The sequence below is a fragment of the Aliihoeflea sp. genome, from assembly GCF_052435475.1.
Taxonomy (GTDB): Bacteria; Pseudomonadota; Alphaproteobacteria; order Rhizobiales; family Rhizobiaceae; genus Aliihoeflea.
In genome coordinates, this window is record NZ_JBQVMV010000002.1 from 83,141 (window position 1) to 97,146 (window position 14,006).

The window sequence follows — 14,006 nt, forward strand, 5'->3', positions numbered from 1 at the left end:
GGCGGTTGGCCGTTCGCTCCATGAACATTCTCTAATGTGAAATGTTCCCGATTATCGACGCCAGAAGGCGGGCGACATCAGGACCAGAACGGCGAGGATTTCGAGGCGGCCGAGCAGCATGGCCGCGATCAGCACCCATTTGGCCGCATCGGACAGCGGCACGAAATTGCCGGCCGGGCCGATGATGTCGCCGAGGCCGGGGCCGACATTGGTCAACGCGGTCAAGGTGCCCGTCACGGCGCTGACGAGATCGAGGCCCGTCAGGGTCAAAAGCAGCGTGCCGACGCACAGAAGGACGAGGAACACCGCGACGAAGAGCGTCGTCGCGCGCTGTATGTCACCGTCGATCACGCGCTTGCCGTAGCGGATCGACTGGACCGAATTCGGGTAGATCAGCTTGTTCAGGCCGCGCGCGAGAAGCTGGTAGAGGATGTAGAACCGGTAGGCCTTGATGCCGCCGGAGGTCGAGCCCGAGCAGCCGCCCATGAAGGTGGCGACGAAGGCGCAGCCGACGGCGAACGGGCCCCAGGCCGAATAGTCGCCGCTGGCAAATCCCGTCGTGGTGATGATCGATATGAAGTTGAAGGCCGAATGGGTCAGCGCCGTGCCGAAGCCGACTTCGGAGGTCACCCGCAGATAGATCGCGACGGCGAGGATGAAGCCCGCGCAATAGGTCGCGAAGACGCGGATCTGCGGGTCGCCGAGCGGATCGACGCGGCCGCGCACGGCGAGCAGAATCAGGATCGAGAAGGGCAGGGCGCCGAGGAACATGAAGATCGTTCCGACCCACAGGATCGCCGGCCGATCGGCATAGAAACCGAGCGAGGCGTCATGGGTGGAGAACCCGCCGGTCGAAAGCGTCGTCATGGCGTGGTTGATCGCGTCGAACGCGGTCATGCCGGCGGTGGCATAGGCGACGGCGCAGACCAGCGTCAGCGCGGCGTAGATGCCGAGCAGCGCGACGGTGTAGGTCGACAGGCGCGCGAACGGCCGGTCGCCGATATCAGAGGATTCGATCTTCAGATAGGAAACCCCGCCGATATTGAGGAACGGCAGCACGAACAGCCCGAGCGCGATCACCCCGACGCCGCCGATCCATTGCAGGAGCGAGCGCCAGAGCAGCAGCCCCGGCGGCAGCGAATCCAGGCCCGCGATCACGGTCGAGCCGGTCGTCGTCAGCGCCGAGACGCTTTCGAAGATCGCATCGGTCACGCTGAGCCCGATCGAGGCCGCATAAAGCGGGACGGCGCCGGCAATGGCGGTCGTGACCCAGAGCACGTTGACGAGCAGGAAGCCGAAGCGGGCCGAAAGCTGGGGCGGCGAGCCGAAAGTGGCGAGTGCGATGCCCGCCGACAGGCCGCCGACGAGGAGGCCGGACAGCGTGAAGACCTGCCAGTCCGGGTTGCCGACATAAAGGTCGACCACCGCCGGGAGTGCCATGAACAAGGCGAGATAGGCCGAAAAGATCGCCGCGACGAAGGTGACGGCGCGAATATGGAGCGTGTTCAAGATGCTGTCGAACCACACAAAATGATCGGCGAGCTATACGCCCGAACAGCAACCCTGAACAGCCGCGCCGTCGCCCGCGCCGATCACGAATTGCGGACGAGCCATGCCGGATAGTCGCTGACGAGAAGGTGCAGCGGCGGCTCGTCCTCCTCGATCGTGGCGAAGCGGCCGATCGGCTCGCCGAAGATGTTGTCGGTCAAATCGTCGTTGACGGTCGAGACCTCACCGATCAGCACGTCGCCGCCTTCGCCCCAGAAGGCGTGCCAGTCGCCGGGCATCAGCGTCACGCTCTCGCCGGGCGCGAGCTTCAATCTGCCGCCGGCCGGAAGTGTGCGCGCGATGCCGTCGCAGGCGACGGTGACGCCGCGCGTCGTGTCGAAGTCGCCGTTCGGGTCGGAGCCGAAGAGTTCGACGACGAGCGTCGCGCCGCCGCGATTGATGATGTCCTCGGCCTTCAGGCGATGCGTGTGCATCGGGCTCAACTGGTCCTGCCGCGAGATCAGCAGCTTTTCGGCGTAGCACATGCCGCCCCCGCGCTTCAGGTCGGCGAGACGGCCGTTGCGCAGGGTGAAGAGGAAGAGTCCCATCTCGTCGAAGCGGCCCGCGCCATAGTCGGTGATGTCCCAGCCGAGCCGCGCGTCGACGATCGCCTGCGCATCGCTCCGCGCGCGAAATTCGTCCGGGGTCCAGCGGGCGAAGGGCGGCAGAACGAAGCCGAAGCGGCGCATCATTTCATCGGCTTCGCGCATGATGTCGTTGATTTCAGAGCGTTTCATCGGTTCACTTCACACCATGGATTCGGTCGTCGACATCGCCGGGAAGATCGCGGAACGGGCCGAGGGCCGCGACCGCTTCGTCGTCGCGCTGGCCGGTCCACCGGGCGCCGGCAAGTCGACGCTGTCGGAGCATCTGGCGGACGCGCTCGGCGACGCGGCGATCCTTCAGGGCGACGGATTTCACTATGACAATGCCATCCTCGACGCGCTTGGCCGGCGCCAGCGCAAGGGTGCGCCGGACACGTTCGACGTCGCAGGCCTGGAGAGCGTCCTGCGCCGTATCCGGCATGGCGAGGATGTGGTCGTGCCCGTCTTCGATCGCCCGCTCGACCTCGCCCGGGCCGGCGCGGCGCGGATCGCGGGCGATGCGCGTTTCGTCATCGTCGAGGGCAACTATCTGACGCTCGACGCCGCGCCGTGGAGTGCGCTGCGCCCGCTCTTCGACGTGACGGTGCTCATCGACGTGCCGCGCGTCGAACTCGAAAAGCGGCTGATGCGGCGCTGGCTCGAGCTTGGCTGGAGCGGGGAACAGGCGGCGCATTGGGTCGCGTCGAACGACATGCCCAATGTCGATCTCGTCCAGGCGCAGGGCGGCTCGGGCGATATTCTCTGGCGGCCGCAAGCGCTTTAGGTTCGCGCTGCAAGCCGCCGCCAGGCGGGCGCGGAAATGTCCGAAGCCCAGGGCGGGTTGGCGCCGGGGCGCGAGACGGCGACGGCCGCGACCTCCGCCGCACGGTCGAGGCAAAGCCGCAGATCGCCTTCGCCCATCGCGCGGGTCGCTGCCTTGTCGAGGCGCCCCAGGCCCTCCAGCGCTTCGAGGAAGCCGGCATTGAAGGCGTCGCCCGCACCGACCGTATCGACGATGGTTGCCGGCCGCGGCGAAACCGAAATCGTCCCGCGCGCGGTGTGCCCGGTCGCGCCGCGCGCGCCGTGGGTGACCAGCACGACGGACGGGCCGGCCGCGAGCAAGTCGTCGATGAAGGCGTCGGCGTCGGGCGAGAGCCAGGCAAGGTCTTCTTCGGACAGTTTGACGATGTCGGCGCCCGCCATCATCCGCGTCAGCCGCGCGCGGTAGGCCACTTCGTCGGCGACGAAATCGGGACGGATGTTGGGGTCGATCATGACGAGGCGGGTCTTCCCCTCGCGCGCCATCAATTCCTCGAAGGCCGAGCCGCACGGCTCGACGACAAGGCTGATGCCGCCGAAGAACAGAGCGCGCGCATCATTGCCGAGGCCGGGCAGGTCCGCGGGTTCGAGCATCCGGCTCGCGGTTCCCTCGTCGTAGAAATGGTAGCTCGCGTGGCCGTCCTCGAGCGTGACGAAGGCGAGCGTGGTCGGGCGGGCGCTGCGTGGCGACAGCGCGGAATCGACGCCGGACGCCTTCAGTTCGTCGGCCAGCATCCTGCCGAAGAGGTCGGTCGACAGGCCGTTGAAGAAGCCTGTCTCGACGCCGAGCCGCCCCAGCGCGATGGCGGTGTTGAACACCGCGCCGCCGGCATGGGGCGCAAAGCCGCGCCGCCCGCCCTCAAGCTCGACGGGCAGCATGTCGATCAGCGCATCGCCGCAGCACAGGATCATCGCGTCACGCCGCCTCGGCCAGTTCCGGCGGCGCTTTCGCGCCAGTCATGAAGGCGACGGCATCCGACATGGTGTGCTCGTTCGGGTCGATGACGCAGAGGCGCCGGCCGAGGCGATGGACGTGGATGCGGTCGGCGACCTCGAACACATGCGGCATGTTGTGCGAGATGAGCACGATCGGCATGCCGCGTTTTCTCACGTCGAGGATGAGTTCGAGCACGCGGCGAGATTCCTTGACGCCGAGCGCCGCCGTCGGCTCGTCCATGATGACGACCTTGGAGCCGAACGCCGCCGCGCGCGCCACCGCGACGCCCTGTCGCTGGCCGCCCGACAGCGTTTCCACCGCCTGGCTGATGTTCTGGATCGTCATCAGGCCGAGTTCGGAGAGCTTGTCGCGGGCGATCTTTTCCATCGCGGGCCGGTCGAGAAGCCGGAAGGTCTGACCCAGAAAGCCCGGCTTCCGGATCTCGCGGCCGAGGAACATGTTGTCGGCGATCGAGAGTGCCGGCGACAGAGCGAGGTTCTGGTAGACCGTCTCGATGCCGGCGTCGCGCGCCTCCATCGGCGAGCTGAAATTCACGATCTGCCCGTCGAGGCGGATTTCGCCTTCGTCCGGCCGGATCGCGCCAGAGATCGCCTTGATCATCGACGACTTGCCGGCACCGTTGTCGCCGATGACGGCGAGGATTTCGCCCGGATAGAGGTCGAAATCGGCACGGTCGAGAGCGGTGACGCGGCCATAGCGCTTGACGAGGCCGCGGGCGGAAAGAACGGGCTGGGTGCTCATGACGAAAGCTTCCTGATCCACTGGTCGATGGCGACGGCGACGATGGTGAGCCAGCCGATGGCGAAGACCTGCCAGAGAACGTCGACGCCGGCGAGGCGCAGGCCCGAGTTGAAGACACCGACGATCAGTGCGCCGACCAGCGGCCCCATGATCGAGCCGCGCCCGCCGAAGAGCGAGATGCCGCCGATCACCACGGCGGTGATCGATTGCAGGTTCGCTTCCTGGAAGGATTGCGGCGAGACCGAGCCGACGCGGCCGATGGACGCCCAGGCGGCAAGGCCGCAGACGAGGCCGGCGAGCGCATAGACCGACAACAGCGTGCGGTTGGTGCGAATGCCGGAGAGTTCGGCCGCTTCCTTGTCGTCGCCGATGGCGTAGACATGGCGGCCCCAGGCGGTGCGGTTCAGCATGTACCAGAGCACGGCGAAGATCAGCACCATCAGGATCGAGCCATAGGTGAACTGCGCCCCGCCGATGCGGAAGCTCTGGCCGAAGAATTTCAGGAGCGGCGCCGCCGCGTCGATGTCCTGGCTACGGATCGACTGCGCGCCGGACAGCCACAGCGTGAGCGCGAAGAAGATGTTCCAGGTGCCGAGCGTCACGATGAAGGGCGGCAGCTTGAAGCGCGTGACGAACAGGCCGTTCAGTGCGCCGGCGGCCGCACCGCCGACCATGCCGAGCCCGATCGCGAGCGGCGCGGGCACGCCCATCGAAACGGCGAGATTGCCCGCGACGACCGACATCAGAACCATGATCGCGCCGACCGACAGATCGATGCCGGCGGTCAGGATGATGAGGCTCTGCGCTGCCGCAAGGATGCCGATGATCGAGACCTGCTGCATGATCAGCGACAGGTTGAAGGCGGAGAAGAAATTCGCGCCGGCGATGAAGCCGAATGCGACGATGCTCAGGGCGAGCACGATGAACGGCACCATCGTCGGATTGGCATGGAGCGCATGCTGCAACCGGTCGATGACGTTCTTGTCTTGGCCCTCGAAGGCGGCGACGGAGCGGTCGCTCTTGTCCAGCGACGCCTCGAACTCCTGCCCGCGTGGGGGCAGGGCGCTTGTGTCGGTCATGGCTACTTCCTCCCAAAGCGAAGCGAGTGTGATCCTGATTGGCATCGCGGTCAAAGCGGCGATGCTTCCCTCCCCGCACGGGGGGAGGGGAAATGGCACATGCGACTGCAGCGTCGTCCGGCTCTTCGCTATGGCTCCGGGCGTTCGTCGCTTGAAAAGCCAAATCGTTGGCTTTTCATCCGCTGCGCGGAACGCTCCTCACCCCCAGCACTTGTCCAGCCCCTCGGCCGAGTCGATGGACTCGACCCCATCGGCCGGTGCATCGGTGATCAGCGTGACGCCGGTGTCGAAGAATTCGAGGCCTTCGGTCGGCGCGGGCTTCTCGCCGGTTTCGGCGAACTTGGCGATCGCCTCGATGCCGAGCGAGGCCATGTCGAGCGGGTATTGCTGCGAGGTCGCGCCGATGATGCCTTCGGAGACGTTCTGGACGCCCGGGCAGCCGCCATCGACGGAAACGATCAGCACGCCTTCGGTCTTGCCGAAGGATTTTAGCGTCTCGTAGGCGCCGGCGGCGGCCGGCTCGTTGATCGTGTAGACGACGTTGATGTCGGGGTCCTGCTGGAGAAGGTTCTCCATCGCGGTGCGCCCGCCTTCCTCGTTGCCGTCGGTCACGTCATGGCCGACGATGCGGGCGTCGTCCTCGTCGCCGATCCGGTTCTCATCCTTGATGTCGATGCCGAAGCCGCTGAGGAACCCCTGGTCGCGCAGGACATCGACCGACGGCGCGCTGGGGGCAAGATCGAGAAGCGCGATCTTGGCGTTTTCGGCTTCCGCGCCAAGCGTCGCGGCGGCCCACTGGCCGATCAGCTCGCCGGCCTTGAAATTGTCGGTGGCGAAGGTGGCGTCGGCGGAGTCGATCGGCTCGAGCGGCGTGTCGAGCGCGATGACCAGAATGCCGGCCTCGCGCGCCTGCTGGACGACGGGCACGATGGCCTTGGTGTCGGAGGCCGTGAGCAGGATGCCCTTGGCGCCGGACGCGATGCAGCTTTCGATCGCCTGGACCTGCGTCTCGTGGTCGCCGTCGATCTTGCCGGCGAATGTGGAGAGCTTGACGCCGAGTTCCTGCGCCTTGGCCGTCGCGCCTTCCTTCATCTTGACGAAGAAAGGGTTGATGTCGGTCTTGGTGATGAGGCAGGCCGAGACCTCCTCCTGCGCGGCGGCGGGGCCGGCCAGCATCAGGGCAAGCGGCGCGGTTGCGGCCAAAGCAAGCTTGAGCGTTGTCTTCATCGCGAAAATCCTCCGTTGAACTGACCGCCACCTCCTGGCGGAACCATTGCGCGTCCGGCATGCGGCCATCGCAATCTGCCGTCAGGGAACCACCATCGGCATCGAGAGTCAATTAATAAATCAATCTAATTTATAATTGACGCCTGTGGTGCCAGGCTGCATGTTCGCCGATAACGCTTGGGAGGGCGCATTGCTGGACGATCCGCAAACGACATTGCAGCCTGAACCGCAGCTTCGCGGTTCCAACCAGTCGGGCATGCGCGCTTGGAACGAGCGGCTCGTGCTGTCGATCCTGCGTCGCCAGGGACCCATGTCGAAGGCCGACATCGCCCGCGTCACCGGACTTTCGACGCAGACCGCCTGGGTCATCATCCGCGCTCTCGAGAAGGACGGACTGCTCGAAAAGGGCAAGCCGCAGCGCGGCCGGGTCGGCCAGCCGTCCGTTCCCATGTCGCTTGCACCCGACGGTGCATTGTTCCTCGGCCTCAAGATCGGTCGTCGTTCGAGCGAACTCGTGTTGATGGATTTCGTTGGCAAGATCCGCGCGCGGCGCACGCTGATCTATCGCTGGCCGACACCCGGCAGCGTGCTCGAATTCGCCCATGGCGCGATTGACGCGGTCGTGGCCGAGGTCGCACCGGACCTTCGCTCGCGCATTGCCGGGCTCGGCGTCGCAATGCCGTTCCAGCTTTGGCAGTGGTCCGCGCGCATCGGCGCGCCGGCGACCGATCTCGCCGGCTGGGAAACGCTCGACATCCGCGCCGAACTCGCCCGCGCCTATCCGTTTCCGGTCTTCCTGCAGAACGACGCCTCGTCGGCCTGCGGCGCCGAGCTCATCTTCGGCGACGAGGTGCCGGCCGGCGATTTCCTCTATTTCTATGTCGGCTATTTCATCGGCGGCGGGATCGTCCTCGACGGGCAGCTCTATACGGGCCGCAGTGGCAATGCCGGGGCGGTCGGGTCGATGCCCGTGCGCGGCGAGGATGGCCGCACCGTCCAGCTCATCGAGCGCGCGTCGATTTCCGGGCTGGAGGAATTGCTGGAGGCGGCCGGCCGACCGGCGGAGAGCCTTTGGGAAACGCCGGCGGCATGGGACGTCGATGCCGCCATTCTCGACCGCTGGATCGAGGCGGCGGGGCAGGGCATCGCCGATGCGGCGCTCGCCGCCGTCGCGCTGGTCGATTTCGACGCCGTCATCATCGACGGGTCGATGCCGGCGGATGTGCGCAGGCGGCTCGTCGCGGTGGCCGCGGCGCGGATGCGAAGCCTCAATCTGTCGGGCGTTGGCGAACCCCTGTTCGCAGAAGGCTCGCTCGGACCCGCGGCCCGCACGCTCGGCGCAGCGGCGATCCCGCTGTCCGAGCGCTTCCTGGTCGACAGGAATGGGCTCTTGAAACCGGCATAAGGAGGCGAGCGCCGAATTTTTCCGGTCTTGCGCCGGCGAACTCTTGAACCGGCGTGGCGAGCCTTATCTATAGGCCGTTCATCACGTTCGCGGGTCGCCCGCGCATTTCACGGAGACCTGAATGGAAACCTGGCTGCCGCTCATCGCAGGCCTCGTCATGCTCGTCATCGGCGGCGAGCTTCTGGTTCGCGGAGCCGTCAAGGTTGCCAGCAACATGGGCGTCTCACCGCTCGTCATCGGCCTGACGCTGGTCGGCTTCGGCACCTCGACGCCCGAACTGGTGACGTCGGTCCAGGCCGCGTTGAACGGTTCGCCGGGCATCGCCTTCGGCAACATCGTCGGATCGAACCTCGCCAATCTTCTCCTGATCCTGGGCATTTCTGCCTTGATCACGCCGATTGCCATCGCGTCGGGCGCGTTGCGGCGCGACGGCGCGGTGATGGTTGCGGTCGCGGTCGTCTTCACGGTGCTCGCGCTGACCATGCCGCTCGGCCGCGCCGTGGGCATCGCCTTCCTGGCGGCGCTGGCGGCCTACATCTTCACGGCCTTCCGTCAGGAAAGTGGCGGTACGCCCGATCATGGCGCTGCGCATGGCAAGTCGGCGGCCGCGCAGGGCGTCGATCCGGCGCTGACGGCCGGCTCCGGCGGCTCGACTCTCATGGGCCTCGCGACGGCCGTCGTCGGGCTCGCCATCGTGGTGGGCGGCGGTTACTTACTCGTCAATGGCGCGGTCGCCATCGCGCGCTCCTACGGCATTTCGGAGACCGTGATCGGGCTCACCATCGTCGCGATCGGCACGTCCATGCCCGAACTCGTGACTTCGCTCGTCGCCGCATTCCGCAAGCAGGCGGACGTCGCCTTCGGCAACATCATCGGCTCCAACATCTACAACATTCTCGGCATCGGCGGCGCGACCGTTCTGATCGCGCCGAGCGAAGTGCCTGCGGAAATCGCCACGTTCGACAATTTCGTCATGGTCGCCGCATCGCTGCTGCTGGTGGTGCTGGCCTATACCGGGCGCAGGATCGCACGGTGGGAGGGGGCGCTGCTCTTGGCCGGCTACGTCGCCTACATGGCCTTCCTCTGGCCGACGGGCAGCGCAGCCTAGAGGATCGTCGCGGCGATCAGCCAAAGAAGCGCGGCGATGCGGGCAAGGTCGCGCCAGACGGGCGTCGCCTGGTCGGCAGCCTTCCAGACGCCCATCGTCACCAGCACATTGTAGGGCAGCGGCGACAGGAAGACGAAGACGCCGAGCGCCGTCGGCGCGTCGCCGGCAAAGACCGCCAGCGCCAAAGCGGTGCTGGCGACGGCGAGCACGGTGCCGATCAGCATCATGTCGCGCCAGAAGACGGTGCCGAGCGGCACCGTCCCGTCAATACGCTCGCGGATATAGGCGCGGATCATGAAGCGTCAGATGTCGAAATCGCCGAAATCGCCGCCATCCATGCCGGGGTCCTCGAAATCGGCTTCCGTATCGTCGACGCCTGCATCGGCAGCCTCGGCGTCGCCGGCCAGCATGCCGCCGAGCATGTTGGCGAGAAGAACGCCGCCGGCCACGCCCATCGCGGTCTGCGCGGCTCCTGCCAGAAACCCGCCACCCGAACGGCGCTCAGCGCCACGCGCCGGCATGGCGGGCGCCCCCATCGGCGAGCGGCCGACGCGGGGAACGGAGCCGCGTGCGCTCGGCGACGCGCCGCCGAAGAGGCCGCCGAGAAATCCGCCGGAGCCCTGCGACGCGTTCGATTCGAGCTCGGCGATGCGGGCCTGCGCGGCTTTCAGCGCCTCTTCCTGCACGACGATGGTCTGCGCCATGTAATAGGGCGCGCCCGGCTGGCGGGCGATCCGATCGCGGATGAAGTTCTCCGATTCACCGTCGCGCGGCTGCCCCTGCCGCTCCACCTCGGCAAGCTTGCCGAACAGATCCTCGATTGCCTGCTGGTCGTTGCGGTCCATAGCGCTCTCCTTCCATTGTCCGACATCTGAATTCGCGGGCTCATGCTTTCGATCCCGCGCCATTCTTCGAAAAGCATATAGGTGGTCTTTCGGCCCGCTGCCGAAATCGTCTAAGGAAGGCCGCAAGATGCGGCTGGAGGACGAGATGAAGCAACTGACGATCAGGCGGCCGGACGATTGGCACCTCCATCTGCGCGACGGCGCGGTGCTGGAGGCGGTGACGCCCGACACGTCCGCCCATTTCGCCCGCGCGATCGTCATGCCCAATCTGGTGCCGCCGGTGGTGACGACGAAGGATGCCGAGGCGTACCGTCAGCGCATTCTCGCAGCTATCCCCGCCGGCCACGACTTCACCCCGCTGATGACGCTCTACTTGACCGAAGGCACCAGTGCCGACGATGTCGAGGCGGGTTTCCGCTCCGGTCTCGTCACCGCCGTGAAGCTCTATCCGGCCGGCGCGACGACTAATTCGCAAAGCGGCGTGCGCGACATTGGCAAGATCATGCCGGTGCTCGAACGCATGGCGTCGATCGGCATGACGCTCTGCGTCCATGGCGAGGTCACCGATCCGTCGATCGACATCTTCGACCGCGAGGCGGTGTTCATCGAGCGCGTTCTCGCCCCGCTGCGCGAGCGGCTGCCCGAACTGCGCATCGTCATGGAGCATGTGACGACGAGAAACGGCGTCGATTTCGTCAGTTCGCAGTCCGAGAACATGGGCGCGACGATCACCACGCATCACCTCATCATCAATCGCAACGCGATCCTCGCCGGCGGCATCCGTCCGCATTACTACTGCCTGCCCGTCGCCAAGCGCGAAGAACACCGGCTGGCGCTGCGCAAGGCGGCGACTTCGGGCGATGCGCGTTTCTTCCTAGGCACGGACTCGGCGCCGCATGTCGACCCGCTGAAGGAATGCGCCTGCGGCTGCGCGGGCATCTATTCCTCGCTCAACACCATGTCCTGCCTCGCCCACGTGTTCGAGGAAGACGGTGCGCTCGACCGGCTCGAAGCCTTTGCATCGCTCAACGGGCCGGCCTTCTACCGCCTGCCCCCAAACGAGGCGACGATCACGCTCGAAAAGCGCGAGGCGGCGTGGGATTATCCAAGGAAGCGCAATACGGGCGAGGACGACATCACGATCTTCGATCCGATGTTCCCACTCCACTGGGTCGTCGCGTGAAGGTCTTCGACACCGACCATCCGTTCTTCCGCCCGCTGTGGATCAGGCTCGCCGTCTGCGCGGTCGCCGGCGGCTGGGCGATCTTCGAGTTTTACACCGGCGCCACGGTCTGGGGCCTGATATTCGCCGCCTTCTTCGCCCTCTCGGTCTGGGGCTTTTTCGTCAATTTCAATCCGCGCGAGCCCGACTGACGCGTTGCGCCGGGCGCCCGGCCATGCTCCCTTCCGAACGTCGCGTGAATCGGGAGGAGATGCGTTGACGAACGAAGACCAGCCGGCGCCGCGCGCGCCCGGCATCGATCCGCGCATCGTCAGGCTGTCGTCCGGCCTCACCATGGGCGCGCTCTTCGCCAACGCCGTGCGCAGCGGGCCAGAGCGCATCGCGCTTCAGGAAGGCGAGCGGCAGATCAGCTATCGCGAGCTCGACCGGCGCAGCAATCGCCTCGCGGGCCATCTCGCCGGCCTCGGCATCGCGCGCGGCGAGCGTGTCGCCATCGTCTCCGAAAATCGCTGCGAATATATCGAGAGCTTCATCGCCTGCGCCAAGCTCGGCATCATCGCTGCCTGCCAGAACTGGCGGCTGGTCGATGCCGAACTGCGTCACTGCGTCGAACTCGTCGCGCCGAAGCTGATCCTCGCCTCGAACCGCTTTGCCGAACGCGCGGCAGCCCTCGCCGACATCGCGCCGACGCTGGAATTCGGCGAAGCTTACGAGGCCGCACTCGCCGCTGCCAGCGAAGCGCCGGTCCCCGACCGCTGTGACGGCGAGGACGGGCTAGTCATCCTCTATACGAGCGGCACGACCGGAATGCCGAAGGGTGCGCTGATCAGCCAGCGGGCCGAGATCGCACGTGCCTATATCCAGATGACCGACATGCCGAACACGGCCGACGACGCCTTCGTCGCCTGGGCGCCGCTCTTCCACATGGTCTCGACCGACACGGTCTTCATGACGCTGATCCAGGGCGGCAAGGTGATCGTCACCGATGGGTTCGACGCGGGTCAACTCACGCGGATCGTCGCCACCGAAACGCTCGGCCGGCTGACGCTGATGCCCGGCATGATCACCGCATTCCTCGACGCCATGAAGGCGGAGGGACGGCCGGCGCGCGGCGTCAGGTGGGTGGGCGTCATGGCCGATCTCGTCCCGCGCGAGCAGCTTGCCGAGATCACGAGCGCGGTCGGCGCACCCTACCTCAACACGTTCGGTGCCACCGAGACCGGTTTTCCGCCCGCCTCGCTCTCGACCATACCGGTCGGCGTGGTGCCAACCTCGCTCGACAAGCGCCAGAGTTCGTTTTGCCAGATCAGGCTGGTCGATCCCGACGACCGCGAGGTGCCGGACGGCGAACCTGGCGAACTTGCGATCCGCAGCCCGGCGCTCTTTTCCGGCTACTGGAACAACGAGGCCGCCAACGCCGAGGATTTCCGCGGCGGCTGGTTCCACATGGGCGACGTCTTCCGGCGTAACCCGGACGGCACGCTCTCCTTCGTCGACCGGCGCAAATATCTCATCAAGTCGGGCGGCGAGAACGTCTATCCGGCCGAGATCGAGCGCGTGCTGCTCGCCCAGCCGGGGGTGGCCGACGCGGTCGTCGTGCGCAAGCGCGATCCACAATGGGGCGAGGTGCCGATCGCCTTCGTGGTGGCGAAGGCGAAGCTCGACGCAAGCGCGCTGATCGAGCGCTGCCGCACCGAGATCGCGCGCTACAAGGTGCCGAAGGAAATCCACTTCGTCACCGATTCCGACCTGCCGCGCAGCACCACCGGCAAGATCATGCGGCACGAACTCGAAAAGCGCCTCACCGGCAGCACTGGAAACGACTGATGATCGAACTCTACCACTGCGTGAACGCCCGTTCCTTCCGTCCACTCTGGACGCTGGAGGAAATGGGCCTCGCCTATACGCTCCATGTCCTGCCGTTCCCGCCACGCTACCTCGCGCCCGGCTATAAAGACATGAACCCGCTTGGCACGATCCCGCTGATGCTCGACGGCGAGACGCGGATGACCGAATCGAGCGCGATCTGCCATTATTTTGCGACCCGATATGGGCCGAGCCCGCTTGCCGTTTCACCCGACGAAGCAGATTATGGCGCCTATCTCAACTTCCTTCACATGGGCGAGGCAACGCTGACCTTCCCGCAGACGCTGGTCCTGCGGTATCGGCATTTCGAAGAGGAGGAGCGGCGCCTGCCGCAGGTGGCCGACGACTATGCGCGCTGGTTCCTGGCGCGGCTCCGCGCCGTCGACGCGCGGCTCGGCAACCGCGACTATCTCTGCGCCAGCCGCTTCACCGCCGCCGACATCTCGGTCGGCTATGCGCTGATGCTAGCGACGATGATCGGGCTCGAGCCCGAGTTTTCTGCGAATGTGCGCGCCTATTTCGACCGTATTCGCGCGCGCGACGGACATCGCCGCGCGCTGGAGCAGCAGGCCGAGGGCGCAACGTCCCTTGGCCCGGTGGATGAATTCGGCCGGCCGCTCGCCGCGCTGGCGAAATAGCCGGC

The 14,006-nt window shown here is 66.4% G+C and carries 15 protein-coding genes; 7 read left to right on the forward strand and 8 right to left on the reverse strand.

Annotated features, from left to right (window positions below; all coding sequences use genetic code 11):
- Positions 1-51 precede the first annotated feature (51 nt).
- Both ACT6QU_RS03415 and ACT6QU_RS03420 read right to left on the reverse strand, forming a co-directional pair.
- Positions 52-1,509 (reverse strand): TrkH family potassium uptake protein, encoded by a 1,458-nt coding sequence (locus ACT6QU_RS03415; protein WP_444563734.1) that lies wholly within the window; start codon positions 1,507-1,509, stop codon positions 52-54.
- 83 nt (positions 1,510-1,592) lie between these two features.
- Entirely contained in the window at positions 1,593-2,285 is a 693-nt protein-coding gene (locus ACT6QU_RS03420; protein WP_444563733.1) for a D-lyxose/D-mannose family sugar isomerase, read from the reverse strand.
- 16 nt (positions 2,286-2,301) lie between these two features.
- Here ACT6QU_RS03420 and ACT6QU_RS03425 point away from each other — a divergent pair, with 16 nt between their 5' ends.
- On the forward strand, positions 2,302-2,916 hold the full coding sequence (locus ACT6QU_RS03425; protein WP_444563732.1) for a nucleoside/nucleotide kinase family protein: 615 nt from the start codon (positions 2,302-2,304) through the stop codon (positions 2,914-2,916).
- On the opposite strand, the gene ACT6QU_RS03430 is transcribed toward ACT6QU_RS03425, so the two are convergent.
- From ACT6QU_RS03430 to ACT6QU_RS03445, 4 genes are all read right to left on the reverse strand, one after another.
- On the reverse strand, positions 2,913-3,863 hold the full coding sequence (locus ACT6QU_RS03430; protein WP_444563731.1) for a carbohydrate kinase family protein: 951 nt from the start codon (positions 3,861-3,863) through the stop codon (positions 2,913-2,915). The genes ACT6QU_RS03425 and ACT6QU_RS03430 overlap by 4 nt on opposite strands.
- Positions 3,864-3,867: 4 nt before the next feature.
- Positions 3,868-4,650 (reverse strand): ATP-binding cassette domain-containing protein, encoded by a 783-nt coding sequence (locus tag ACT6QU_RS03435; protein WP_444563730.1) that lies wholly within the window; start codon positions 4,648-4,650, stop codon positions 3,868-3,870.
- Entirely contained in the window at positions 4,647-5,729 is a 1,083-nt protein-coding gene (locus ACT6QU_RS03440; RefSeq protein ID WP_444563729.1) for an ABC transporter permease, read from the reverse strand. The genes ACT6QU_RS03435 and ACT6QU_RS03440 overlap by 4 nt, the downstream gene beginning before the upstream one ends.
- Positions 5,730-5,927: 198 nt before the next feature.
- Positions 5,928-6,956, reverse strand: coding sequence for a sugar ABC transporter substrate-binding protein (locus ACT6QU_RS03445; protein ID WP_444563728.1), 1,029 nt, complete (start codon positions 6,954-6,956; stop codon positions 5,928-5,930).
- A 190-nt stretch (positions 6,957-7,146) separates the two neighbouring features.
- Between ACT6QU_RS03445 and ACT6QU_RS03450 the strand changes: the two genes are divergently transcribed.
- Both ACT6QU_RS03450 and ACT6QU_RS03455 read left to right on the forward strand, forming a co-directional pair.
- On the forward strand, positions 7,147-8,361 hold the full coding sequence (locus ACT6QU_RS03450) for an ROK family transcriptional regulator (RefSeq protein ID WP_444563727.1): 1,215 nt from the start codon (positions 7,147-7,149) through the stop codon (positions 8,359-8,361).
- Between the two features lie 121 nt (positions 8,362-8,482).
- Positions 8,483-9,469: a calcium/sodium antiporter gene (locus ACT6QU_RS03455; protein WP_444563726.1), complete on the forward strand. Its 987-nt coding sequence runs from the start codon at positions 8,483-8,485 to the stop codon at positions 9,467-9,469.
- On the opposite strand, the gene ACT6QU_RS03460 is transcribed toward ACT6QU_RS03455, so the two are convergent.
- Positions 9,466-9,765, reverse strand: a complete 300-nt coding sequence (locus tag ACT6QU_RS03460; protein ID WP_444563725.1) for a hypothetical protein — start codon at positions 9,763-9,765, stop codon at positions 9,466-9,468. The genes ACT6QU_RS03455 and ACT6QU_RS03460 overlap by 4 nt on opposite strands.
- A 6-nt stretch (positions 9,766-9,771) precedes the next feature.
- The gene (locus ACT6QU_RS03465) at positions 9,772-10,314 is read right to left on the reverse strand and encodes a DUF2076 domain-containing protein (RefSeq protein WP_444563724.1); all 543 of its coding nucleotides are present in this window, start codon (positions 10,312-10,314) and stop codon (positions 9,772-9,774) included.
- A gap of 145 nt (positions 10,315-10,459) precedes the next feature.
- On the opposite strand from ACT6QU_RS03465, the gene pyrC reads away from it, so the two are divergent.
- The 4 genes from pyrC (at position 10,460) to ACT6QU_RS03485 (ending at position 14,001) form a co-directional block, all read left to right on the forward strand.
- Positions 10,460-11,497 (forward strand): dihydroorotase, encoded by a 1,038-nt coding sequence (gene pyrC, locus ACT6QU_RS03470; RefSeq protein ID WP_444563805.1) that lies wholly within the window; start codon positions 10,460-10,462, stop codon positions 11,495-11,497.
- Positions 11,494-11,688 (forward strand): DUF3329 domain-containing protein, encoded by a 195-nt coding sequence (locus tag ACT6QU_RS03475; protein ID WP_444563723.1) that lies wholly within the window; start codon positions 11,494-11,496, stop codon positions 11,686-11,688. Before pyrC ends, ACT6QU_RS03475 begins: the two co-directional genes overlap by 4 nt.
- A gap of 64 nt (positions 11,689-11,752) precedes the next feature.
- Positions 11,753-13,324: a class I adenylate-forming enzyme family protein gene (locus ACT6QU_RS03480; RefSeq protein ID WP_444563722.1), complete on the forward strand. Its 1,572-nt coding sequence runs from the start codon at positions 11,753-11,755 to the stop codon at positions 13,322-13,324.
- A complete protein-coding gene (locus ACT6QU_RS03485; RefSeq protein WP_444563721.1) occupies positions 13,324-14,001 on the forward strand; it encodes a glutathione S-transferase family protein in 678 nt (225 codons plus the stop codon). Before ACT6QU_RS03480 ends, ACT6QU_RS03485 begins: the two co-directional genes overlap by 1 nt.
- Positions 14,002-14,006: the final 5 nt, after the last annotated feature.